Below are 20,759 nucleotides of genomic sequence, written 5' to 3'. Positions count from 1 at the left end.
GGTGTGCAGATCCCCGATCAGGCCGGTCAGTCATCGGGTAGCCGCCACCGGTGCGGATCCGGAAGCCGCAGCGCCGCGTCGGGTCCCCACGATCCCTGCGGGTACGGCACGACCTCGGGCGGCGAGTCGAGCACCGGCTGGCACACCTGCCAGAGCCGGTCGACCTCGTCGGCGCGGGTGAACAGCGTCTGGTCACCGCGCATCACGTCGAGCAACAACCGCTCGTAGGCTTCCAGCGGTGTGTCGTCGGTGTCCTCGTCGGCGAGGTCCAGGCGCAGCCGCAGGGGCAGCAGGGCCAACTCGGGGCCGGGGCGTTTGGCGTTGAGACTGACCTCGACCTCCGGGGAGTCCGACAGTTCGAGCGCCAATTGGTTTGGCCCGTAGCGATTTTCGCCGAATCTTCCCATCGGGGGCGCCCGGAAGGTCAGGGTGACGGTGCGCCGGGTCGCGGCCAGCGCCTTGCCGGTGCGCAAGTAGAACGGCACGCCCTGCCACCGCTCGGTGTCGACGAACGCCTCGAGGGCGACGAAGGTCTCCACCGACGAGTTCTGCTCGACGCCGTCCTCGTCGCGGTAGCCGTCGTACTGGCCGAAGACGACCCGCTGCGGGTCCAATGGCCGCATCGCGGCGAACACCTTGGCCTTCTCGTTGCGCAGTGACGACGCGTCGAGGTGAACCGGCGGCTCCATCGCCACGAAGCCGAGAACCTGGCACAGGTGCGTGGAGATCATGTCGCGAAAGCAGCCGGTGGACTCGTAGAAGCCGCCGCGTCCCTCGATGGTCAGCGTTTCGGGAACATCGATCTGGACCGACTCGAGATACCCACGGTGCCAAGCGGGTTCGATCAGCCCGTTGGCGAATCGCAGCGCGAGGATGTTCTGCACCGCCTCTTTGCCGAGGAAGTGGTCGATGCGGTAGACCTGTTGTTCGTCGAGCACCTCCTTGATCGCGGCGTCTAGTTCGCGCGACGACTCCAGGTCGGTGCCGAAGGGCTTCTCGATCACCACCCGGGCGCCTTGCGTGAGTTGTTCGCGTCCGAGCATGCCGACCATCGACTTCATGGCGGTGGGCGGTACCGACAGGTAGATCAGCGTGCGGGCATCGCCGCCCAGGCGATCCCGCGCGGCCATCACCGCCGCGGCCAGGTCGGCCCCGTCGTCGGCGCTGGCGGTCTGAAAAGACATGTGGCCCAGTAGATCGCGGACGACGTCGCCGTCGGGCTCGTCGACGAACTGCTCGAGCGGGCAGCGCACCTGGTCGCGGAACTCGTCGTCGGAGCCGGGGGAGTGGCGGCCGGATCCGATCACCGCATAGTCGCCGGGTAGCCGGCCGGCCGCGGCCAAGTGATACAGGCCGGGGTAGAGCTTGCGCTTGGCCAGATCTCCCGTGGCTCCGAACAATACGAACACGTGGGGTTGCAGACGGTCCTGCCGCCCGGTGGTCATGGGGCCCCCCGTGCCCGCGTCGCGCGCAGCGCATTGTCCATCACCTCGGTGAGCGCGGGGTGAATCCAGTACGGCCGGTGCGCCAGATCGCTCGCGCCGATTCCGAATTCGATTGCCACCACGAAAGTCTGGATCAACGACGCTGCCTGCGGCCCCATGATGTGCGCGCCCAGAATGCGATCGCTCGCGGCGTCGACCAGCACCTTGCAGAAGCCCGAATCGTTCTGCATGGCCCAGCCGTACGCCACGTCGCCGTAGTCCGCGACGCCGACGAGATAGTCGGGGTGCGATTCTCGGCAGTGCTCCTCGGTGAGCCCGACCGAGGCGATCTGCGGGTCGGTGAACACCGCCGAAGGCACCAGGTCATGATCGATCGCGCGCAGCCGGGCGGGATGCCGAAGGTTGTGCGCCACGATGCCGGCCTCCCGGTTGGCGACGTGTTTGAGCGGCACGGGCGTGCTGACGTCGCCGAGGGCGAACACCCCCTCGGCCGACGTGCGGCAGAACCGGTCGACCTTGATACGGCCGTCGTCGTGGGTGTCGATTCCGGCTGCGGCCGGGTTCATCCGGTCCGCGTTGGATCTCCGGCCGGTCGCCACCAGCAGCATGTCGGCTTCGACGGTGCCGCCGTCGTCGAGCGTCAACACCAGGGCGCCAGGCTCGCCGGACAACTCGAGGAGCTCGGCGCCCAGCCGCACGTCGTGCCGCTTGGCCATCAGCTCGGTGAAGGCCGCCCGGACGTCGTGGTCCTGCGAGGCGCCCAGCAAATGGTCTGCCTTCTCGATGATGGTGAGCTCGCTGCCGGCGGCCGACAGCACGTGGGCAAGCTCGGCCGCGATGTAGCCGCCGCCCAGGACGGCCAGGCGCCGGGGCGGGGCGTCGATGCGCATGAGCGTGTCCGATGTCTCGTACGGCAGGCCCGATTCCTGGACCGGCGGCGGAATCACCGGGCGCCCGCCCGTCGCGACCACGACCTGGTCGGCGGAGAGCTCGGTGCGATGGCCCGCGCCATCGTCCACCACCAGGCGTCGCCGGCCGGTGAACTCCGCGCGCCCGGAGTAGACGGTGATCCAGTCGGTTTCCTCGCGCCCGCGGCGGCCGGCGGCCGAGACGTGATCGGTGCGACCGAAGACCCGGTCGCGGACCGCCCGCCAGCGCATGCCGCCCAAGTCGGCGCCGACACCGAAGGCCTCCGCACCGGCGACGATGTCGGCCACCTCGGCGGTGTAAGCCAGCATCTTGGAGGGGATGCAACCGAAGTTGACGCAAGTGCCGCCGACCTTGCGTTCCTCGATGAGGGCGACGTCCGAACCGGCGAAGGAATCGTCGACGACCATGTTGCCCGAGCCGGTGCCGATAACGACGAGGTTGTGATGACGCACGTTCGAGTCTTCCCTGGCACGGGTGCGCGCTAAACGCCGCAGGCGCCGGCCCCGCGCCGCGGATGCCCTGGTGAGGCTGGGCACAATGCGCCGGAGAAGGCCGGGTGTGACACTTGTTCGTTACCTCGGGCTGATATGAGGAGCGTGTGATGGGGGCATGACGCAAGACATCGACAAGTCGTCCGCGGCCGAGGTCGACCTCGGCGCCATGACGGCCACCAGGGAGACGCTCGAGGATTACACGCTGCGCTTCGCTCCGCGCGGCTACCGGCGGTGGTCCGCGGCGGTGGTGGGCATCTCGGCGCTCGGCGGCATTGCCTACCTGGCCGACTTCGCGATCGGTGCCAACATTGGAATCTCCTACGGCACCGGCAACGCGCTGTGCGGCATCGGGATCTTCGCCGCGGTGATCTTCCTGAGCGGCTTGCCGCTGGCCTACTACGCGGCCCGCTACAACATCGATCTGGACCTCATCACCCGCGGCAGCGGTTTCGGCTACTACGGCTCCGTCGTCACCAACGTCATCTTCGCGACGTTCACGTTCATCTTCTTTGCGCTCGAGGGCTCGATCATGGCTCAGGGCCTCAAACTCGGTCTGCACATTCCGCTGTGGGTGGGCTACGCCTGCTCGACGCTGATCATCTTCCCGCTGGTGATCTACGGCATGAAAGTGCTTTCCCAGCTACAGCTGTGGACCACACCCCTCTGGCTCATCCTGATGGTCATCCCGTTCGTCTACCTGGTGGTCAGCCATCCCGACTCGGTTCGCCACTTTTTCGCCTACGGCGGGCGCGGCGGCGGCGCGGTGAACCTCGGCTCGAGTCTGCTTGCCGCCGGCGTCTGCCTGTCGCTGATCGCGCAGATCGCCGAGCAGGTCGATTACCTGCGATTCATGCCTCCACGGACGCCCGCGAACGCCAGAAGCTGGTGGACCTGGATGCTGCTGGCCGGTCCCGGCTGGGTGGTGTTCGGGGCCGCCAAACAGGTCATCGGCCTGTTCCTCGCCGTGTACCTGATCTCCGCGGTCGAGGGGTCGACACCGATCGCCAACCAACCGGTGCACCAATTCCTGCTGATCTACCGGAACTTCATGCCGGCCTGGCTCGCGCTCACCCTCGCCGTGGTGCTGGTGGTGATCAGCCAGATCAAGATCAACGTGACCAACGCGTATTCGGGTTCGCTGGCATGGACCAACTCGTTCACACGTGTGACCAAGCACTATCCGGGGCGGGTGGTTTTCCTCGGAGTCAACCTGGTGATCGCGCTGATCCTGATGGAAGCCGACATGTTCGACTTCCTCAACACCATCCTCGGGTTCTACGCCAACTGCGGCATGGCGTGGGTGGTGGCGGTGGCCTCCGACATCGTCTTCAACAAATACCTGCTGAAGCTCTCGCCGAAGAAGCCCGAGTTCCGTCGCGGCATGCTCTACGCCGTCAACCCGGTGGGCTTCGGGTCGATGCTGCTGGCCGCGGGCCTGTCCATCGTCGCGTTCTTCGGCGGCCTGGGCCCGGAACTGCGGCCCTACTCGCCACTGGTCGCGATCGTCATCGCGCTGGTGATGCCACCTGTCCTCGCGGTCGCGACCCGGGGGAGGTACTACCTGCGACGCGACCACGACGGCATCGACCTGCCGATGTACGACGAGCATGGCAACCCCTCGGGCGCGCAGCTCAAATGCCACGTGTGTCACCACGATTACGAGCGGCCCGACATGCTGGCCTGCGAAACCCATCGGGCGCACATCTGCTCGCTGTGCCTGTCCACCGACAAGCTGGGCGACCACGTGCTGCCGGCCCGCGCGTAGGCGCTCAGGCGCTCAGGCGCTTGGCCGCTGCTCGGCCCGCGAGGGTGACCGCGTTCTGGGGCGCAGCGCGACCAGCGCCGCCCCGGCCGTGAAGAGGGCGGCGGTCGACCAGCAGAAACGCCCGTCCGGCGCGAAGCCCCCCTGGGCCAGCAGGTGCAGGCCGGCGGCGGCCAGCACGGCGCCGGCGGCCATGATCGCCTGCGCCCAGCGGCCGTCGAGCGGCAGGCCGAACGTGGGCAGCGGGGCCGCAAACAATCGTCGCTGCCACCACAGCACCATCATCTCGGCCGCCGTCACCGCGCTGAGCACCGCAACCCACTCCAGCCGGACCAGCCACCATGCCGCCGACCCCTCGTGCGGCTGGGGTATCAGCCGTGCCGGGTAGGCGACGATCGCGACGACCACGACCGGCACCATGTGCCACAGGTAAAGAGCCATCACGTTCGCGTTCGCCGTGGACAAAAGGCGCTGCACGAGGCGGTGCCGCAGGGCGCGGTCCAGGGTCGCCGCGGCCGCCATCGCCAGCCCGGCCTGCGCACACGCGAATGCCATCATCGCCACGGTGGGTGGCGTCGTGTTCTGCACGGCGTCTCCGGGCACCCCGATCATGCTCACCGGATACGGGCCCACCCGGATCAGCAGGGCGAGCGCCAACGCCGCCCCGGCGGCGAGTGTCAGGGGGCGGCGCCCGGCGAACAAGCCGCCGTGCCAAGCGATTCCGAGCTGGTAGAGCAGCCCCCAGCACAACAGGTAATTCAGCCAGCCGACGTAGGGGACATCGCCACCGATGGAGACGGCGTCGATCACCACCACCCCCACCGCCAGGGCCGCCGGAACCCGCAGCCCCCAACGGTGTTGCGCGCCAACCGCGATGGGTGTCAGCGAGACCACCAGCACGTAGACGGCGAGGAACCACAGGTGCATGGCCACTGCCCAGCCCCCGTACTCGAGCACCGAACCCGGCGCGCCCCGCGCCTGCAGAACCACGACGATCACCGACACGAACGCGACGTAGACGGCGGTGGGTCCCAGTACCCGGGCCAGCCGGTGCCGGATCCACTCCTGGCGAGAGAAGCTGTCGGCGCCGCGCCGATGCGTCCACGACACCGCCCCCGCGTAGCCGGCCACGAAATAGAACACCGGCACCGCCTGGAAAATCCAAGTCAGCCACTGAGTCCACGGCATGTCTTCGAGCGGGTTCTGCCGGCCGAAAGACCCGTCGTGATACGTCACGGATCCGGCCAGCCAGTGGCCCAACACGATGAGGACCACACCCGATACGCGGTAGAAGTCGACCGCCAGATTGCGCGCCGGCCGAGCGGTTTGCGCGTCGTCCATCAATTCGCGGGAAGATCGTTGCGATGCACCCGCGCAACGGTACCCGTCCCGGGGGTCGAAGTCGCCGAGCGCACAATGGCTCCATGAAACAAGCTCGCCTGGGAGACCTCGAGGTCGGCCGCCTCGGATTGGGCGCGATGGGGATGTCCGTCGCCTATATGGTGGGCGGCTTCGATGACGCCGAATCCATCCGGACCATCCACCGCGCCATCGACCTGGGGATGACGCTCATCGACACGGCCGAGGTCTACGGCCCCTACGTCAACGAGGAGCTTGTTGCCCGGGCCCTGCGGGGACGACGGGACGAGGTGGTGCTGGCCACCAAGTTCGGCATGATCTCGCACACCGGCCGTGACGGACTCGACAGCAGCCCCGACAACATCCGCGCCGCCGTCGAAGGTTCGCTGCGACGGCTTGCGACCGACCACATCGACCTGTACTACCAGCACCGCCTCGATCGCGGCACGCCGATCGAAGACACGGTTGGCATGCTGGGCGACCTGGTCGCGGCCGGAAAGATCGGGCACATCGGGCTTTCCGAGGTTGGTGTCAACACCATCCGCCGTGCCCACGCCGTGCACCCCATCACGGCCGTGCAATCCGAATACTCGCTGTGGACCCGTGACCCGGAGGACGGGGTGCTGCAGGTGCTGCGCGAGTTGGGGATCGGGTTCGTCGCGTACTCCCCGTTGGGCAGGGGGTTGTTGACAGGGGCCATCCGCTCCGCCGCTGAGTTGCCCGACGGCGATTACCGCAAAACGAACCCGCGGTTCTTCGACGCGCACTTCCAGCACAACCTCAAGAGCGCGGACGAGTTGCGCGACATCAGCGCCGATGTCGGCGCCACCCCGGCGCAGGTCGCGCTGGCCTGGCTGCTCGCGCGGGGCCCCGACATCGTGCCCATTCCCGGGACGAAACGTGTTGCACGCCTTGAGGAGAATGCCGGAGCGGACGCCGTCGTACTCACCGCCGACCAACTCTCGCGCCTCGACGGGCTCACGCCGGCGGTCGGAGGTCACCACGCCGAGGCGCAGCTGGCGTGGATCGACCGCTGAACCTATAACGAACCTCGCAATGCGGCAACCGTTTCCAAATCGTCCAGAGCGGCAACGCCGCGGCGCAGGCCCTCCAGGGCAATGGCTTCGGCCTGCATGCCGCCCATCCCGGCCGTGATCAGCGGGGCGACGTATGCGTACAGCGCGCTCTGCCGGTAGCGCAGCCATAAGTCGTCACCGTCCAGCTCGGGACCGCCCGCCGCGGCCAGCGCCCGGCGGTATTCGTCCAGCAGGTCGCGTTGGGCCGTGCGCCGGTCCTCGGGGGTGAGGCTGGTGATCAACGTGTACGCGAGCTCGCGTGAGGGGTGCCCGCGCCGGACCGCCTGCCAGTCCAGCAGGCCCGCCTCGCCGTCGCGGAAGTACACGTTGCCGGGATGCGCGTCGCCGTGCATCACCGTATGGGGGGGAGCGTCGATCAGCGCGGCGACCGCTCGGTAGTTGTCGGCGATGAAACGGCCGCTCGCGACGGGGAAGTCGACCGGGATCTCGGTGCGTTCGGCAAGACGTTTCATCGCGCTCTTCATCAGCGACCCGGTCAGCAGCGAGGTGGCGTCGCCTGACGCCGTGTACAGCCACCCCAGTGGCCCGCGCCCGTTGCGGCGCAACCGGTCGGAAAAGGTCCCGTGCAGATTGGCCAGCAATTCGACGACGTGACCGGCCTGGTCGATGGACAACGGATGCAACGTGTCCCGGAAAACGCATGACTCGGGCAGGTCCTCCAGGACCAGCAGGTAACGGCCCGTGCTGCTGTCGAACGCCGCCCCGTATGCCTCCGGAACACCGCTGACCAGCGGCGCGAGCTGATTGTAGAAGCGCACCTCGGTGTGCCCCAACCGGCCGAGCTCACCCATCAGCCGGGTCGCCGTGGTTGTGGCCGCGACCTTGACGAACACCGACTCGGGCACGCCGGCGCCGGTGAGCACCAGTCGCGCCCGAGTCGACGTTCCGGCGTCGCTGGAGAGCACACGCACCGACCTCACGCTGCGCCCCATCACGCGCGAGAGGGCAGCGGCGTCGACATCACCGATCGTTCGTGGCAGTCCCGTGCGGCTTCCGACGATCGCGTCGGTGGCGACCCGGCCGACGCCCCGACCGAGGTGCGCCGTCAGGCCGACGACCGAACGGGCGTTGTCCACCGGGTTGCGCATGGCCGTCCTTCTGCTCGAGCTGTCGCCGGCCTGCCGCGTAGGGCGCCGCAGGCCCGCGGAACACAAATGGCCCGATGTCTGGACATCAGACAAACTGAGACTAATGTCTGATCCGCGGTGGCACCAAGGCCCGCACCAGAAACTGCTCGACGAACTCGCGTTTGTCAGCCACCGGGCGGTGCCGCCACGACGGTGCCAGCAGGAACATCGTCGTCGTGTGCAGCCATTGGACGACCGAGCGCGGATCGAGGTCGGCGTAGAGCCGGCCGGCCTTCTTCCACCGTTGCAGCAGGGGCTCGTAATGTCGCAGCAGTACCTCGACGATCGGCTCTGAACCCAGTTCCAGGGCCGAGGGCACGGCGGTGCTCTCGGCGGCGAACAGAGCCTCGTTCAGCGGGTTGCCCGCCACCGACTCCACCCGTGCCAGCACCATCTCCGGCAGCGAACGGACGGGGTCGTCGGGATGGCGCAACGAGCCGACCGACTCGCCGAGCGCGGCGTCGACCCGCGCCAGCAGCAAACCCAGCAGGACCTCGTCGCGGTTGGGGAAATAGCGGTACACGGTCGACCGGGACACGCCGGCTTCGTCCGCGACTTCGGCCATCCGGATCTGGGCGTCGCCGCGACGCACGATGCAGCGCCCCGCGGCATCCAGCAGGCGCCTGCGGGCCTCCGCGTCGTCGAGGATCGCGCGGTCGGCACCCCACCACCGGCTCGGTTCCATGCCGCGATGTTACGGGGATGCGTTGTGCCAAGCACTGTCTGGTGCGCATGCGACCTCAGAACTGTCTTGTCTCAACAACTTCGGACAATCCGCAGACACGGCAGCCAGGTCGCTGGTCAGTCGGTGGCGGCCAGCACCTCGGGCCCGAATTTCTTGACGATCAGCGCCCAGGGGTCGGCGTAAGGGCCGCGCCCCTCGACCCGCCGCTGCAACCTGAGCGTGACGCGCAGGATCGGCCGCAGCACGGGCCCGAGCATCCGCAGCACGATCCGCCGGCGGCCCTGCGCTTGCGCGATCCACGCCAGGGTCTGTGCCCAGTCGTTTTCCTGAAAGTTCAGCAGTGCCTGGGCTTCTGAAGTGTCGTACCAGCCGGTGAAGCTCCAGCCGCGGTCGTCGTCCGGGTCGCCTGGCAGGCTTGCCGATTCACCTAGCCGGCCCAGACCGACCGCGTCCATGATGTCGTCTTCGAGATCGCGCTGCAGCATCACGCAGGACTCGTTGCCGCCGACCAGGATCGCCTTGCCCGCGATAGCGTCCCCGCGGTCGACGCCGTTGGCGAATGCCAGTGCCACGTCGCGGGCGTCCACCGCGTGCATGCGGTTGTCGCCCGGCATCGAACGCAGAAGGACCAGGTGGTCGCCGTTGATGCTCGACTGGGTGTCCGGCGAGATCACCCCGGCGAGCCGCAAGAGCGCGTACGGCAGCCCGCTGGCGCGGATCGCCGCCTCGGCCAGCACCTTGTCCTCGCCGTACTGGTCGATGGGATGCACAGGGGTGTCCGGGGTTATCCGCTCGGGATGGCGGTAGGGGTTGCGCGAGCCGTACACCGCGGCGCTGGACGCCATCAGGAAGAGCGGCGGCCGGGGCAGTGCCGACGCCGCCGCCAGCAGGTTCGCGGTACCGCCGACGTTGACCTTCCTGGCCAGCGCGGGGTTGTGATAGGACACGGGTGCGACGATGGCCGCGAGGTGGACGATCGCTTCGGGCCGGTGGGTGGTGACCAGGTCGCGCACTGCGTCGGCGTCCAGCAGATCGACGTAGGCGCAGATCAGCGAACTGCGGCCGGACAACTCCTGCGCCGCGGCAACGGTTTTCTCGGTGCGCAGGTCCGTGGCGATGACGGCGCGTCCGCGGTCGAGCAAGATCTGCACGCATCGGGTGCCGACCTGCCCGAATCCCCCGGTCACCAGGATCGTGCTAACGGTCATGGGCGCGTCAGCGCTCCATCAGACGGCCGGCGACCTTACCGATCGCCGTGCGGGTGCGGCCCGACAGGTAGAACGACACCACCGGGGTGACGATGTCCTCCCGGAGCCGAGTCAGCTTGGAGCTCTTGATCAACCACCGCCCGCCGACGCTCTCGTAGGTCTCGTGATAGTGGCCGTAGCCGACCAGCGTCACCCCGAACCCGAACCGCACGACGTCCTGCAGCGCCCACACCCCACGCGCCGTGATCGCCGAGGTCAGCTCGATCTCGGGCGAGTGCACCTGGTGCGCGGTGGCCTGCGCGGGACGCCCGATGCCTTTGCGGGTGAACGCGACGAACTCGTCGGCGCCCTTGATCACCTTGCCTCCCGCCATGGCGGTGTCGCTGAGGAAGTCGTCGGTGAAAATGGCGCGCCACGCCGCCCAATCCTTGCTGTCGAGGTAGCGGCAGTAGCGGGCCTTGAGCTGCTTGATGGCCTCGATCGCCAGCAACGTGGCGGCGTCGTCGGCAGCGAGCAGGTGCGGTGCGCTCTCGGTCATTGCGGCTCGATTCCCGTGGATCGGCGTTCTGGACGTGACAATTCCACCGTGGAGTGTAAGCCTGTCAATCGGCGGGGCGGCACGAGAGGCGGACGAGACGCATGGCCAGAGGCGAAGAGCGGCTCCAACGAAGCTTCGAAGAGTCTGCCTCGGCACCTGACCGCCCACACAAGGGTGAATGCCGGTGACTGACGAGTCGGTCGAGGATTTTCGGAGGCGGGCCAGGTCCTGGTTGGCCCGGAACATGCCCCCACTGGACGCGGTACGGGCGGTCGGGCTCGAGCGCGACGAGTTGGCGTCGTGGCACCGGGCGCGTGAACTCCAAACGACGCTGTACGACGGCGGATTCGCCGGCATCTGCTTTCCCCGCGAGTACGGCGGCCTGGGACTGGGCTACGAGTACAAGAAGGCGTTCGACGCCGAGGCCGCCGTCTACGAGACGCCGCTGTTGCTCAACGTCCCATCGTTCGCCATTTGCTGCGCCACCATTCTCGACATGGGCAGCGAGGAACAGAAACGCGCCCACATCCGTGCGGCGTTGCGCGGCGACGAAGTGCTGGTGCAGTTGCTGTCCGAACCCGGCGGCGGTTCGGACCTCGCCGGCGTCATCACCCGCGCCGACCGCCGGAGCGGGCGATGGGTCATCAACGGGGCCAAGACGTGGAGCACCTGGGCGTTCGCCGCCGACTACGGCCTGTGTCTGGCGCGAACCGATTGGGAGGCAACCAAACACGACGGCCTGACGATGTTCCTGGTGCCGCTCGCCCATCCCGGGGTGACGATCAGCCGGGTCCGGCAGGTCAATGGCTCCATCGAATTCTGCGAAGAGTTCTTCGACGACGTTGACGTGGGCGACGACGCCGTCGTGGGGAAACCGGGCGCGGGCTGGGACGTCGCGTCGCGGCAGCTCTACCACGAGCGGCGCGCCATGGGCGACGGCTCGGAGTACACGAGTGGGCCCGGAATAGCTGAGGCGCAGGATGTTTCGGTCGACCTGATGTCGCTGGCGGCGCGGACGGGCCAGGGCGAGACGGAAAGCGTCCGCGAGGCGATCGGCCGCGCCCTGGTCCACCGCGCGGTGCACACCCAACTCAGCGAGCACGTCTACCACGCGGTGGCCTACGGGTCGCTGCCGCCGGCCGCAGGATCCATCACCAGGCTCGACATGGCCGAGGTGCACAATGTCGAGATCGACACCGCCTACGCCATCGCGGGTCCGGCGGCCGTTGTCGAGGACGGCACGGTCTCGCTCGACATCGGCGTGCGTTACCTGGGCCGTCAGATCGCCAGCATCGGCGGCGGGACCACCGAGATGGCGCGCAACGTGATCGGAGAGCGGGTCTTGAACTTCCCCCGGGAGTACGCCGCGGACCGCGGCGTGCCGTTCAACCAGGTGCGCCACGCCAAGGTGGCGGAAGGCGGCCGGCTATGAGCGACCAGCTTCGTGATATCCGCGAGCTCGCGGGGGATTCCGACGCCTACCGCGACGAGCTCTACCGGCGCTGGACCGGTCTGCTCAGCTACCGCTACATCGGCCGCAGTCACTCGTCGATGAACCTCGGCCAGGCCGACGACACCGTCACGATCCGCCGGGACATGCGCAATCGGGCCGGTGGGCTGATGGTCGCGCCGCTGGCCATCTCCTCCCCGGAGGGGTGCCAAACCGACATGGTGGCGGTGCCCAACCCCGTCATCGCGTCGGTGCAGATCGTCGACCCGGGCTACGACGTCGGCAAGATCGAGATCGTCGGCTCGGGCATCGTGCACCAGGGCCGCACCATGGGTTACGGGCGGTGCACGATCGTCGACGCCGACAACCCAGGCCGGGTGATCGCCTTCAACGAGGGCCAGGGGGCGATCATCGGCATCCCCCCGGAAGGCCTTGACAGGATGGACGTTTCGGGTACCGAGCTGGTGATCGAGGACTCACCCGAGCTACCACCGCTTTGGCAGGCCTTCGGCGCCGCCAGGCGCGACGACGGCCACTGGGTGCTGCCCGCGCTCAGCGCGGAGTTGGCGTCACCGGACGCGGCGCTGCACATCGGACCCCAGCACGTCGTACTGGAAACGGCGGCGACCGAGCTTGCCGCCGGCGTCGCCGGAACTCCGATGGTGCAGGTGATCAGCTGGCATGTGATGTTCATGTCCCGCGGCAAGGTGGGCCCCTTCCGCGTCGAGGGCACCGCGCACGCCGGCGGCGCCGGACGCGTCGGTGTGCGCATGCTCCTGCACGACGAGGGCAATGCCGACAAGGCCGTCACCTCGGCCGCGGCGATCTTCGACGTCGTGGCCTAGCATCGCGGCGGACTCGTCACGTCCCCCGTCAGCACAACCCGGTCAGCACAACCCAGTCAGCACAACTAGGTCAGCACAACTAGGTGATGGACCAGAACTCGAACAGGGTCCGCAACGTCGCGACGAGCGGAAGCGGCTGATCCAGCATGGGATGGTGACCGGCTTGGGCCAACTCCACGAAGGGGCCCCTGAGCTGTAGCAGCCAGCGAATACGTTCCGCCGCCGCCGGCGAAACCAATCCCTTCTCGCATCTCACATAGCCCACACGACAACGTATTTGGTCGATCATCGCCTCCAGTGAGTCCTGGTCCTGCGGTGTCGGCTCGAGCAGTTCGCCGCCGAAAATCGCAGGATCGAACTTCCAGACCCAACCGCTCTCGACATTGCGAACGGACTCCAGCGCGATGTGCCGGCTGATGTAGGGCAGAACCACGTCCTGAGAGGGCACCGGCGCAAAGCGGTCCAGGATCTCGTCTCTTGTCCGATATCGGGTGTGTTCGCGGTTGCGCAACCGCGTTTGTTCGGGCGCCCGCTCCCGTATCGGCGTGTCGATGACCACCATGCTGTTGATCTGGTTTCGGTACTGCATCGCCGCTTCGGCTGCCACCCATGCGCCCATGCTGTGGCCGACGATGATTGGTCGTCCCGCGCCCCCCGCCGCGGTCACCGCGTGCATGACTTCGTTTGCCCAGGTTCGTAAGTCGTAGCTGACACGGGTGCCGCTGTCGCCGTGCCCGGACAGATCCGGCGCGATGACGCGATGGGTGGGGGACAAGAACGGCGCGATATGGTCCCACCAGCCCGAGTGCGCGGCGCCGCCGTGGATGAGCACCACCGGGGGTTGGTCGTCACCGCCCCACACGCGCAGGTGAATGCGGCACCCCTCGACCTCGACGTCGCGGTGTTCGGGCGTGTGGGACAGAGCCGTGGTGAACCACGGCGGCGGCTCGACGGTCGTCTCGCGCGATCGGGAAAACAGGACCTCACCCTCCGTCTTCTCGATGTGGACCAGGTCAGCGACACTGCCACCTTAACGGCGGCAAACCGCCCCGAGGCCGTTCAGTAGTGTTCGCCTTTCGGAGCCGCGATTCGCGCATTCAGGATGTCGTCGCGGCGGGCACCACGCACTGTGATCCACGTCACGTCAGGCGTAACATCGATAAGTATCCCTGCTCCGGAGGGAGTTGAACATGAAGGGTGCGTATCACGACCCGATAGATCACTCTCGCACGACCCAGCCGCACGCCGGGGAGAATTTCATCGACACGTTGTGTCTACCCGGCCTGACGTTGATCGGCTTGGGGGTGGTGGCGATCGCCGGCTTGGTGGCGGCGACGGCATACAAACACGATGAATACGTGCTGACATTGGGACTCCTCGCCGGAGCTCTGGTGACAGCGGGCTGGTTGCTGCTCACCTTCGAGCATCACCGTGTCAAGCGGATCGAAGAGCGGTGGATGGCAGAGCATCCTGGCGCTAGCCCGCGCCTGCACGCCGGCTAGCCAGCCGCAGACCCCGGCTGCTGCGGAGCACCCCAGGGAAGCCCGACAACCGGCAACACATGACGGCGTCTGCGCGATGTCTCCCGTCGAAGGTTGGCGCCATACGTCACCGCGCAAATGTATGGTGACTGCGTACATTCAGCGCGCTCCGACTCGACGGGAGAACACGGTGGCAGAACGGTTGGCGGGCAAGGTCGCCCTCATCAGCGGGGGCGCGCGGGGGATGGGTGCCTCGCACGTGCGCAAGCTGGTGGCCGAGGGGGCCAGGGTCGTGTTCGGCGACATCCTCGACGACGAGGGCAAAGCGGTCGCCGCGGAGGTGGGTGACGACGCTCGCTACGTGCACCTCGATGTCACCAAGCCCGACGACTGGGATGCGGCGGTCGCGACGGCCATCGCCGAGTTCGGCGGCCTCGACGTGCTGGTGAACAACGCCGGCATCATCAACATCGGCACCATCGAGGACTACGCGCTCTCCGAGTGGCAGCGGATCCTCGACATCAATCTCACGGGTGTGTTCCTGGGCATCCGCGCCGTGGTCAAACCGATGAAGGACGCGGGGCGGGGATCGATCATCAACATCTCCTCGATCGAGGGCATGGCCGGGACCATCGCATGCCACGGGTACACGGCGACGAAGTTCGCCGTCCGCGGGCTGACGAAGTCGGCCGCGTTGGAGTTGGGGCCCAGCGGGATTCGGGTCAACTCGATCCATCCCGGGCTGATCAAGACTCCGATGACCGAGTGGGTGCCCGACGACATCTTCCAGAGCGCGCTGGGCCGGGCCGCCGAGCCCGTGGAGGTGTCCAACCTCGTGGTCTACCTCGCCAGCGACGAGTCCAGTTATTCGACCGGCTCGGAGTTCGTCGTCGACGGCGGCACCACCGCGGGCCTGGGCCACAAGGACTTCTCCGCGGTCGACGTCGGCGAGCAGCCTGCGTGGGTCACGTAGACCGCTGCCACGGGCGCGGAGTCGACGCGGTCAGGGCACCGGGCTCAATATCTCGCGCGCCTTCGCCGGCGTGGGCCACGGCGACGGGACCGGGCGTTGCCGAACCCGTTGCGGCCACCAGAACCACTTGCCCAGCAGCGCGGCGATCGATGGTGTCATCAGCGATCGGACGATCAGCGTGTCGAACAGCAGGCCGAGTCCGATCGTGGTGCCGACCTGGCCGATCACCGTCAATTCGCTGACGGCCATGGTCATCATGGTGAAGGCGAAGACGAGCCCTGCCGAGGTGACCACCGATCCGGTGCCGCCCATCGACCGGATGATCCCGGTGTTCAGTCCGGCGTAGATCTCCTCCTTGAACCTAGCCACCAACAGCAGGTTGTAGTCGGCGCCGACCGCGAGCAGGATGATCACCGACATCGCGAGCACCATCCAGTGCAGCTCGATGCCGATGAGGTGCTGCCAGATCAGCACCGACAACCCGAATGACGCGCCCAACGAGAGCAGTACTGTGCCCACGATGACGGCCGAGGCCACCACACCGCGGGTGATGAGCAGCATGATGATGAAAATCAGGCACAGCGAGGAGATTCCGGCGATCAGCAGGTCATAGGTGTTGCCGTCGCTCAAGTCCTTATACATCGACGCCGTGCCGGCGAGGTAGATCTTCGAGCCTTCCAGCGGCGTGCCCTTGAGCGCTTCGTAGGCCGCCTTCTTGATGGCGTCGATGTGCGAAATGCCTTCCTGGGACATCGGATCGCCGTCATGGCTGATGATGAAGCGCACGGCGTGGCCGTCGGGCGAGATGAAGTTCTTCATGCCCTTCTTGAACTCGGCATTGTTGAAGGTCTCCGGGGGCAGGTAGAACGAGTCGTCGTTCTTGGAGGCGTCGAACGCCTTGCCCATCGCGGCGGAGTTCTTCTGGGCCTCGTTCTGCTGGTCCTGCAAACCCTTCTGCGTCGAATACATGGTCAGCATCGTCGTTTTCATCGCCCTCATGTTTTCCAACATGGGCGGCATCAACGCCGTCAGCTGTGGCATCAATCTGTCGAGGCGCTCCAACAAGGGGATCAGTTCCCCGACGTCGTCGGCAGTGGTGTCGATGCCGTCGAGGGTGTCGAAGACGGACCGCAGCGAAAAGCAGACCGGGATGTCGTAGCAGTGCTTCTCCCAATAGAAATAGCTGCGGACGGGCCGGAAGAAGTCTTCGAAATTGGAGATCTTGTCGCGGATGTCGTCGATGTCGACTTTCATCTGTTTGGTCTTGCCGACCATCTCGTGCGTGACATCGGACATCTGCTGGGTCAGACTTTGCATCTTCTCCATGCTGTCGATGGTCGACTGCATCATGTCGGCCTGCTTGAGCATGTCGGCCATCTGGTCTTCTTGGTACTTCTGGTTCATCTGCTGGCTGACACCCTGCATGCTGATCTGGAACGGGATCGACGTGTGCTCGATCGGCGTGCCCTGGGGCCGCGTGATCGCCTGCACACGACCGATTCCGGGCACGCGGAAGACCGCCTTGGCGATCTTGTCGATAACCAGGAAGTCGGCGGAGTTACGCAGATCGTGGTCACTCTCGATCATCAGGATCTCGGGGTTCATCCGCGCCTGGGAGAAGTGTCGATCGGCGGCCGCGTAGCCCTCGTTCGCGGGAAGGTCTGCCGGCAGGTACTTGCGGTCGTTGTAGTTGGTCCGGTAACCGGGCAGCGTCAGCAGGCCGACCAGCGCGACGCCGATCGTCATGACGAGGATCGGGCCCGGCCACCGCACCACCAGGGCGCCGATCTTGCGCCAGCCGCGGATCCGCTGCGTCCGCCTGGGCTCGAGGGCGTTCCGGAAGCGCGTCGCCAGCGAGATGGTCGCGGCACCGAGCGTCAAAGCCGCCGCGACCACGACCACCATGCCGATTGCGAGCGGAATACCCAACGTCTGGAAGTACGGCAGGTTGGTGAAGTGCAGGCAGAAGGTCGCGCCGGCGATGGTCATGCCGGATCCGAGCACCACATGTGCGGTGCCCTTGTACATCGTGTAGAAGGCGTCCTCCCGCGACTCGCCGTTGGCCCGGGCTTCCTGATATCGCCCGATCAGAAAGATCGCGTAATCGGTTGCGGCCGCGATCGCCAGGGTGACCAAAAGGTTCGTGGCGAATGTCGAGAGCCCGATGATCTTGTAGTAGCCCAGGAACGCGACCATTCCCCGGGCTGCCGCCAGCTCGAACACAACCATCACCAGTGTCAGCAGCACGGTGACGACCGACCGATAGACCAACAGCAGCATCGCGATGATCACCGTGAAGGTCACCATCGTGATCATCTGCACGCTGCGGTCACCGGCCGTGTGCTGGTCCGCCGAGAGCGCCGCCGGCCCGGTGACATACGCCTTCACCCCGGGCGGCGGGGGAACACTCTTGACGATGTTCTGAACCGCCTCGACCGACTCGTTGGCCAGCGCCTCGCCCTGATTGCCGGCCAGGTACACCTGGACGTAGGTGGCCTTGCCGTCGTTGCTCTGCGCACCTGCCCCGGTGAGCGGGTCGCTCCACATGTCCTGAACGTGCTCAACGTGCTTGGTGTCGGCGTCGAGCTTCTTCACGATCTGGTCGTAGTAGGCATGGGCGTCCGCGCCGAGGGGCTTCTGGCCCTCGAGCACGATCATGACCGAGCTGTTGGACTTGTACTCGTGGAACACCGCGCCCATGCGCTTTGTCGCCACCACCGATTGCGCGTCGTCGGGCGCCATCGACACCGAGCGCATCTTGCCGACCTCGTCGAGCTGGGGGACGACGACGTTGAGCACCGCGATGAGCGCGATCCAGCCCAGGACGATCGGCAGGGCGAAAGCGCGGATCAAGCGTGGAATCCTGGGCCGCGTCTCGCGGTTTGCGACCGGGATGCTGTCGGTGCGGGCGTCGTCGAACTTTGTACTCATGCGGATTTCACCAAACAGAAGGTCAGGGCATGCACGCCGGTGGTCAGGTTCTCGTCCTTCACTTCGTCGTCGATGGTGATGCGACACCCGAGGCGGTCGCCGTCGCTTTGCGCGGAGAGGTTGGGGAACACCGACGGGGCCGTGGTGCTGAGCACCAGCGTCCACGGCAGGGGCGCATTGTCGATCCGCTTGGGGTCGGCGGAAAGGTCCAGGTAATTGATGTTGGCGTCACTCGCAGAACCGAAGACCTCGTATTTGACGACCTTGGGCTTGAACGGCTTTGACTCGTCCAGTCGCGGGCTGGTCAGGACGCCGGTGTCGTGTGCTCCGAAGAATGACTTGACCCGGACCACGGCGAAGCCGCCCACCGCCACCACCGCCACGATCAACAACGGCAACCACGCGTTGCGCACCAGCCTCGATACCTGCACCTAGGTGACTCCCTTCCTCGCCGCACACGGCGGCGTGGTGACCCGGGGCAAGGGATTCACCACCGAGAGCCACGAGCTGCCATGTGCCGCAACGAGTTCGGCGTCCGGTAGGTCCCGCCCCCGGAAGCCGACGACACGTCAAATTGCCAAGGTCTCGCCGAACGCCGCCCCCGAGGCACAGTACATCTTGTGCAGGTTTTGCAGGATATGCAACTTTTGGCCCCGGTGTTTTAGATCACTTCGTGAAGATGCTGTTCACGAGCGCGGCCGCCCGCTCGACGTAGGGCATGGGCGTGTCGTCGGCGTCCTGTGGGCCGCCACTGGACCATCGCTCGATGCCCGAGCGCACCGCCGTGAGCGCCAATGCGGAGATCAACGCCGGTATCTCGTCGTCGGGATGCATTGCCTGGCGGCGGACGACCATGTCGGTCAGGTGGTTCTGGAAGCGCTCCATGTCAGCCAGGAAGGCGGCCAGCACGGCGGGGGTGGTCTTCGCCAGTTCCAGCATGCAGGCGGCCTGTTCGCGCTTCGGTGGCATGTCGCGCAGATGGTGGGCAGCCAGGGTGATCAACTCGGCCAGCACCACCGAATACGGCGCCGGTCCCGCCGCCACGAACTCCGCGACCAGCTCCGGCGGTATGTCGGACGGGCCGTAGGCCACCGCGGATTCTTTGTTCGGGAAGTAGTTGAAGAAGGTGCGCGGCGAAATGCCGGCCTCGGCGCAGATGTCCTCGATGGTCACCTTGTCGAAGCCGCGCTCTCGGGCCAGGTGCACCGCCGCGTCGCGGATGTCCGCGCTTGTCTGCCGACGGCGTCGCTCGCGCAGGCCCAAGGTGTTGCCCATGGCGTCCATAGTTGCACGAAATGCATAGTTTGCAGTTATTGGAGCTCACAGGTGGAAGGACTTCACACCTGTCGCCACCGCTTCGGTCCACCACCGGGCTGCGACGGCAGCTCGAATAAGGCTGCGGCACAACCGGTTAGGTGCCAATAAGCCGTGGCTCCCCGCCCTGCGGGCTAAGCGCGGCGCGCAGGTGCTCGCACTGGCTGGCGAAGAACCGCACCGACACCGGCGCCTTGTCGACGATCTGGTCGAACGCGTGAAAGGCACCGGGAACGATCTCCTCGTGGACGGCGACACCGGCCGCCCGCAGCCGTCGCGCGTACTCCAGACACTCCTCGTAGAACAGGTCCAGCGTGCCGACGCCGATCCACGCGGGCGGCAGACCCGTCAGCTCCTTCCGGCGAGCCGGGGCGGCCGCGGCGGGGTCCGCGCCGTTCAAGTACCACCGCCACGCGATCTGGTTGTCCCTTTCGCTCCACATGAAGCGTCGGGGGCCGTTGCCGCCGGCGCCGGTCCGGTCGTCGAGCATCGGGTACACCAGCATCTGGAAGGCTAGCTTGACCTCCCCACGGTCGTGCGCGCGCTGCGCCGCCGCCGCCGCGAAATGTCCCCCGGCGCTGGCTCCGCCCACCGCCACCCGGCCCGGGTCCACCCAGGGCTGTCGCGCCAGCCACAGCAGCGCCGCATAACAGTCGTCGACCGGAGCGGGGTACGGGTGTTCGGGGGCCAGTCGGTGTTGCACCGCCGCAATCGCGACGCCGGTGCGACGGGAGAGCTTGCGCAGATATTTGTCGTCCTGAGCGGCGTGGCCCATGATCGTGCCGCCACCGTGGATCCACAAGAGTGCCGGCACCGGTTCGGTGAGCCCCGGCGGACGGTGCAGGCGCACGCTCACGTGCCGGTCGATCGCGACGACCGGCACGTCGCGCAGCCGTGCGGCGGTAGCCAGGAGACGCATCAAGGCCCGTTGGACCTTGTAGCCGCGGTGCAGCGCGTACCCGTGCGGCGCGAACCGTGCGGCGTTGCGCAGAGCAGGATCCAGCGCCTGTGACGACGTGAAGGCGTTGCGGGGGAGGGGATCTGCCATCGGAGCCTCGAGACTTCACTGCGCATCTGTTGCGCACGCTGACCATACACGATGTCCATTTCGTCCATGTAG

General features: G+C 66.9%; 19 protein-coding genes. 7 read left to right on the top strand and 12 right to left on the bottom strand.

Translation table 11 applies throughout. From position 1 onward, the window contains the following. Window positions 1-26 precede the first annotated feature (26 nt). Window positions 27-1,445 (bottom strand): glucose-6-phosphate dehydrogenase, encoded by a 1,419-nt coding sequence (gene zwf, locus G6N48_RS05255; protein WP_085268768.1) that lies wholly within the window; start codon window positions 1,443-1,445, stop codon window positions 27-29. After that, complete coding sequence (locus G6N48_RS05250) at window positions 1,442-2,827, bottom strand: mycothione reductase (protein ID WP_085268769.1); 1,386 nt, start codon at window positions 2,825-2,827, stop codon at window positions 1,442-1,444. Before G6N48_RS05250 ends, zwf begins: the two co-directional genes overlap by 4 nt. A gap of 157 nt (window positions 2,828-2,984) precedes the next feature. Between G6N48_RS05250 and G6N48_RS05245 the strand changes: the two genes are divergently transcribed. Beyond that, the gene (locus G6N48_RS05245) at window positions 2,985-4,634 is read left to right on the top strand and encodes a purine-cytosine permease family protein (protein ID WP_085268770.1); all 1,650 of its coding nucleotides are present in this window, start codon (window positions 2,985-2,987) and stop codon (window positions 4,632-4,634) included. Window positions 4,635-4,646: 12 nt separating this feature from the next. On the opposite strand, the gene G6N48_RS05240 is transcribed toward G6N48_RS05245, so the two are convergent. After that, on the bottom strand, window positions 4,647-5,972 hold the full coding sequence (locus tag G6N48_RS05240) for an acyltransferase family protein (protein ID WP_085268771.1): 1,326 nt from the start codon (window positions 5,970-5,972) through the stop codon (window positions 4,647-4,649). An 83-nt stretch (window positions 5,973-6,055) separates the two neighbouring features. Between G6N48_RS05240 and G6N48_RS05235 the strand changes: the two genes are divergently transcribed. Further along, entirely contained in the window at window positions 6,056-7,027 is a 972-nt protein-coding gene (locus G6N48_RS05235) for an aldo/keto reductase (RefSeq protein WP_085268772.1), read from the top strand. Window positions 7,028-7,029: 2 nt separating this feature from the next. Here the strand turns inward: G6N48_RS05235 and G6N48_RS05230 are convergent, their stop codons facing one another. From G6N48_RS05230 to G6N48_RS05215, 4 genes are all read right to left on the bottom strand, one after another. Next, a complete protein-coding gene (locus tag G6N48_RS05230; RefSeq protein WP_085268773.1) occupies window positions 7,030-8,175 on the bottom strand; it encodes a phosphotransferase in 1,146 nt (381 codons plus the stop codon). A 100-nt stretch (window positions 8,176-8,275) separates the two neighbouring features. Then, window positions 8,276-8,899 carry a TetR/AcrR family transcriptional regulator gene (locus G6N48_RS05225; protein ID WP_085268774.1) on the bottom strand — a complete coding sequence of 208 codons (624 nt, stop codon included), beginning with the start codon at window positions 8,897-8,899 and terminating at the stop codon, window positions 8,276-8,278. A gap of 116 nt (window positions 8,900-9,015) precedes the next feature. After that, complete coding sequence (locus G6N48_RS05220) at window positions 9,016-10,107, bottom strand: NAD-dependent epimerase/dehydratase family protein (RefSeq protein WP_085268775.1); 1,092 nt, start codon at window positions 10,105-10,107, stop codon at window positions 9,016-9,018. Between the two features lie 7 nt (window positions 10,108-10,114). After that, window positions 10,115-10,645 (bottom strand): nuclear transport factor 2 family protein, encoded by a 531-nt coding sequence (locus G6N48_RS05215; RefSeq protein WP_085268776.1) that lies wholly within the window; start codon window positions 10,643-10,645, stop codon window positions 10,115-10,117. 184 nt (window positions 10,646-10,829) lie between these two features. Here G6N48_RS05215 and G6N48_RS05210 point away from each other — a divergent pair, with 184 nt between their 5' ends. Then, window positions 10,830-12,077: an acyl-CoA dehydrogenase family protein gene (locus G6N48_RS05210; protein WP_085268832.1), complete on the top strand. Its 1,248-nt coding sequence runs from the start codon at window positions 10,830-10,832 to the stop codon at window positions 12,075-12,077. Further along, complete coding sequence (locus G6N48_RS05205; RefSeq protein WP_085268777.1) at window positions 12,074-12,940, top strand: hypothetical protein; 867 nt, start codon at window positions 12,074-12,076, stop codon at window positions 12,938-12,940. Before G6N48_RS05210 ends, G6N48_RS05205 begins: the two co-directional genes overlap by 4 nt. Before the next feature lie 79 nt (window positions 12,941-13,019). Here G6N48_RS05205 and G6N48_RS05200 read toward each other — a convergent pair whose 3' ends face one another. Continuing rightward, window positions 13,020-13,862 carry an alpha/beta fold hydrolase gene (locus G6N48_RS05200; protein WP_232066755.1) on the bottom strand — a complete coding sequence of 281 codons (843 nt, stop codon included), beginning with the start codon at window positions 13,860-13,862 and terminating at the stop codon, window positions 13,020-13,022. On the opposite strand from G6N48_RS05200, the gene G6N48_RS28070 reads away from it, so the two are divergent. The 3 genes from G6N48_RS28070 to G6N48_RS05190 all read left to right on the top strand — a co-directional run bounded on the left by G6N48_RS28070 (window position 13,761) and on the right by G6N48_RS05190 (window position 15,394). Further along, window positions 13,761-14,006, top strand: a complete 246-nt coding sequence (locus G6N48_RS28070) for a hypothetical protein (protein WP_232066550.1) — start codon at window positions 13,761-13,763, stop codon at window positions 14,004-14,006. The genes G6N48_RS05200 and G6N48_RS28070 overlap by 102 nt on opposite strands. A 124-nt stretch (window positions 14,007-14,130) precedes the next feature. Next, entirely contained in the window at window positions 14,131-14,442 is a 312-nt protein-coding gene (gene usfY / locus G6N48_RS05195; RefSeq protein WP_085268779.1) for a protein UsfY, read from the top strand. Between the two features lie 169 nt (window positions 14,443-14,611). Beyond that, window positions 14,612-15,394: an SDR family oxidoreductase gene (locus tag G6N48_RS05190; protein WP_085268780.1), complete on the top strand. Its 783-nt coding sequence runs from the start codon at window positions 14,612-14,614 to the stop codon at window positions 15,392-15,394. 30 nt (window positions 15,395-15,424) lie between these two features. Here G6N48_RS05190 and G6N48_RS05185 read toward each other — a convergent pair whose 3' ends face one another. The 4 genes from G6N48_RS05185 to G6N48_RS05170 all read right to left on the bottom strand — a co-directional run bounded on the left by G6N48_RS05185 (window position 15,425) and on the right by G6N48_RS05170 (window position 20,687). Beyond that, the gene (locus G6N48_RS05185) at window positions 15,425-18,325 is read right to left on the bottom strand and encodes an MMPL/RND family transporter (protein ID WP_085268781.1); all 2,901 of its coding nucleotides are present in this window, start codon (window positions 18,323-18,325) and stop codon (window positions 15,425-15,427) included. Next, the gene (locus G6N48_RS05180; RefSeq protein WP_179969849.1) at window positions 18,322-18,756 is read right to left on the bottom strand and encodes an MmpS family transport accessory protein; all 435 of its coding nucleotides are present in this window, start codon (window positions 18,754-18,756) and stop codon (window positions 18,322-18,324) included. Before G6N48_RS05180 ends, G6N48_RS05185 begins: the two co-directional genes overlap by 4 nt. Before the next feature lie 235 nt (window positions 18,757-18,991). After that, window positions 18,992-19,600: a TetR family transcriptional regulator gene (locus G6N48_RS05175; protein WP_085268833.1), complete on the bottom strand. Its 609-nt coding sequence runs from the start codon at window positions 19,598-19,600 to the stop codon at window positions 18,992-18,994. A gap of 136 nt (window positions 19,601-19,736) precedes the next feature. Beyond that, window positions 19,737-20,687 carry an alpha/beta hydrolase gene (locus tag G6N48_RS05170; RefSeq protein ID WP_085268783.1) on the bottom strand — a complete coding sequence of 317 codons (951 nt, stop codon included), beginning with the start codon at window positions 20,685-20,687 and terminating at the stop codon, window positions 19,737-19,739. Between the last annotated feature and the right edge of the window lie 72 nt (window positions 20,688-20,759).

The sequence above is a fragment of the Mycobacterium parmense genome (genome assembly GCF_010730575.1).
Lineage (GTDB): Bacteria > Actinomycetota > Actinomycetes > Mycobacteriales > Mycobacteriaceae > Mycobacterium > Mycobacterium parmense.
Note: the sequence above shows the minus strand (reverse complement) of the source record. Positions and strands in the feature narration are given on the sequence as shown.

Excerpts from the sequence above, each read along its gene's own strand:
- zwf (WP_085268768.1), bottom strand. The coding sequence starts at position 1,445 with ATGACCACCGGGCGGCAGGACCGTCTGCAACCCCACGTGTTCGTATTG.
- G6N48_RS05245 (WP_085268770.1), top strand. The coding sequence starts at position 2,985 with ATGACGCAAGACATCGACAAGTCGTCCGCGGCCGAGGTCGACCTCGGC.
- G6N48_RS05240 (WP_085268771.1), bottom strand. The coding sequence starts at position 5,972 with ATGGACGACGCGCAAACCGCTCGGCCGGCGCGCAATCTGGCGGTCGAC.
- G6N48_RS05235 (WP_085268772.1), top strand. The coding sequence starts at position 6,056 with ATGAAACAAGCTCGCCTGGGAGACCTCGAGGTCGGCCGCCTCGGATTG.
- G6N48_RS05230 (WP_085268773.1), bottom strand. The coding sequence starts at position 8,175 with ATGCGCAACCCGGTGGACAACGCCCGTTCGGTCGTCGGCCTGACGGCG.
- G6N48_RS05225 (WP_085268774.1), bottom strand. The coding sequence starts at position 8,899 with ATGGAACCGAGCCGGTGGTGGGGTGCCGACCGCGCGATCCTCGACGAC.
- G6N48_RS05220 (WP_085268775.1), bottom strand. The coding sequence starts at position 10,107 with ATGACCGTTAGCACGATCCTGGTGACCGGGGGATTCGGGCAGGTCGGC.
- G6N48_RS05215 (WP_085268776.1), bottom strand. The coding sequence starts at position 10,645 with ATGACCGAGAGCGCACCGCACCTGCTCGCTGCCGACGACGCCGCCACG.
- G6N48_RS05205 (WP_085268777.1), top strand. The coding sequence starts at position 12,074 with ATGAGCGACCAGCTTCGTGATATCCGCGAGCTCGCGGGGGATTCCGAC.
- usfY (WP_085268779.1), top strand. The coding sequence starts at position 14,131 with ATGAAGGGTGCGTATCACGACCCGATAGATCACTCTCGCACGACCCAG.
- G6N48_RS05185 (WP_085268781.1), bottom strand. The coding sequence starts at position 18,325 with ATGAGTACAAAGTTCGACGACGCCCGCACCGACAGCATCCCGGTCGCA.
- G6N48_RS05175 (WP_085268833.1), bottom strand. The coding sequence starts at position 19,600 with ATGGGCAACACCTTGGGCCTGCGCGAGCGACGCCGTCGGCAGACAAGC.
- G6N48_RS05170 (WP_085268783.1), bottom strand. The coding sequence starts at position 20,687 with ATGGCAGATCCCCTCCCCCGCAACGCCTTCACGTCGTCACAGGCGCTG.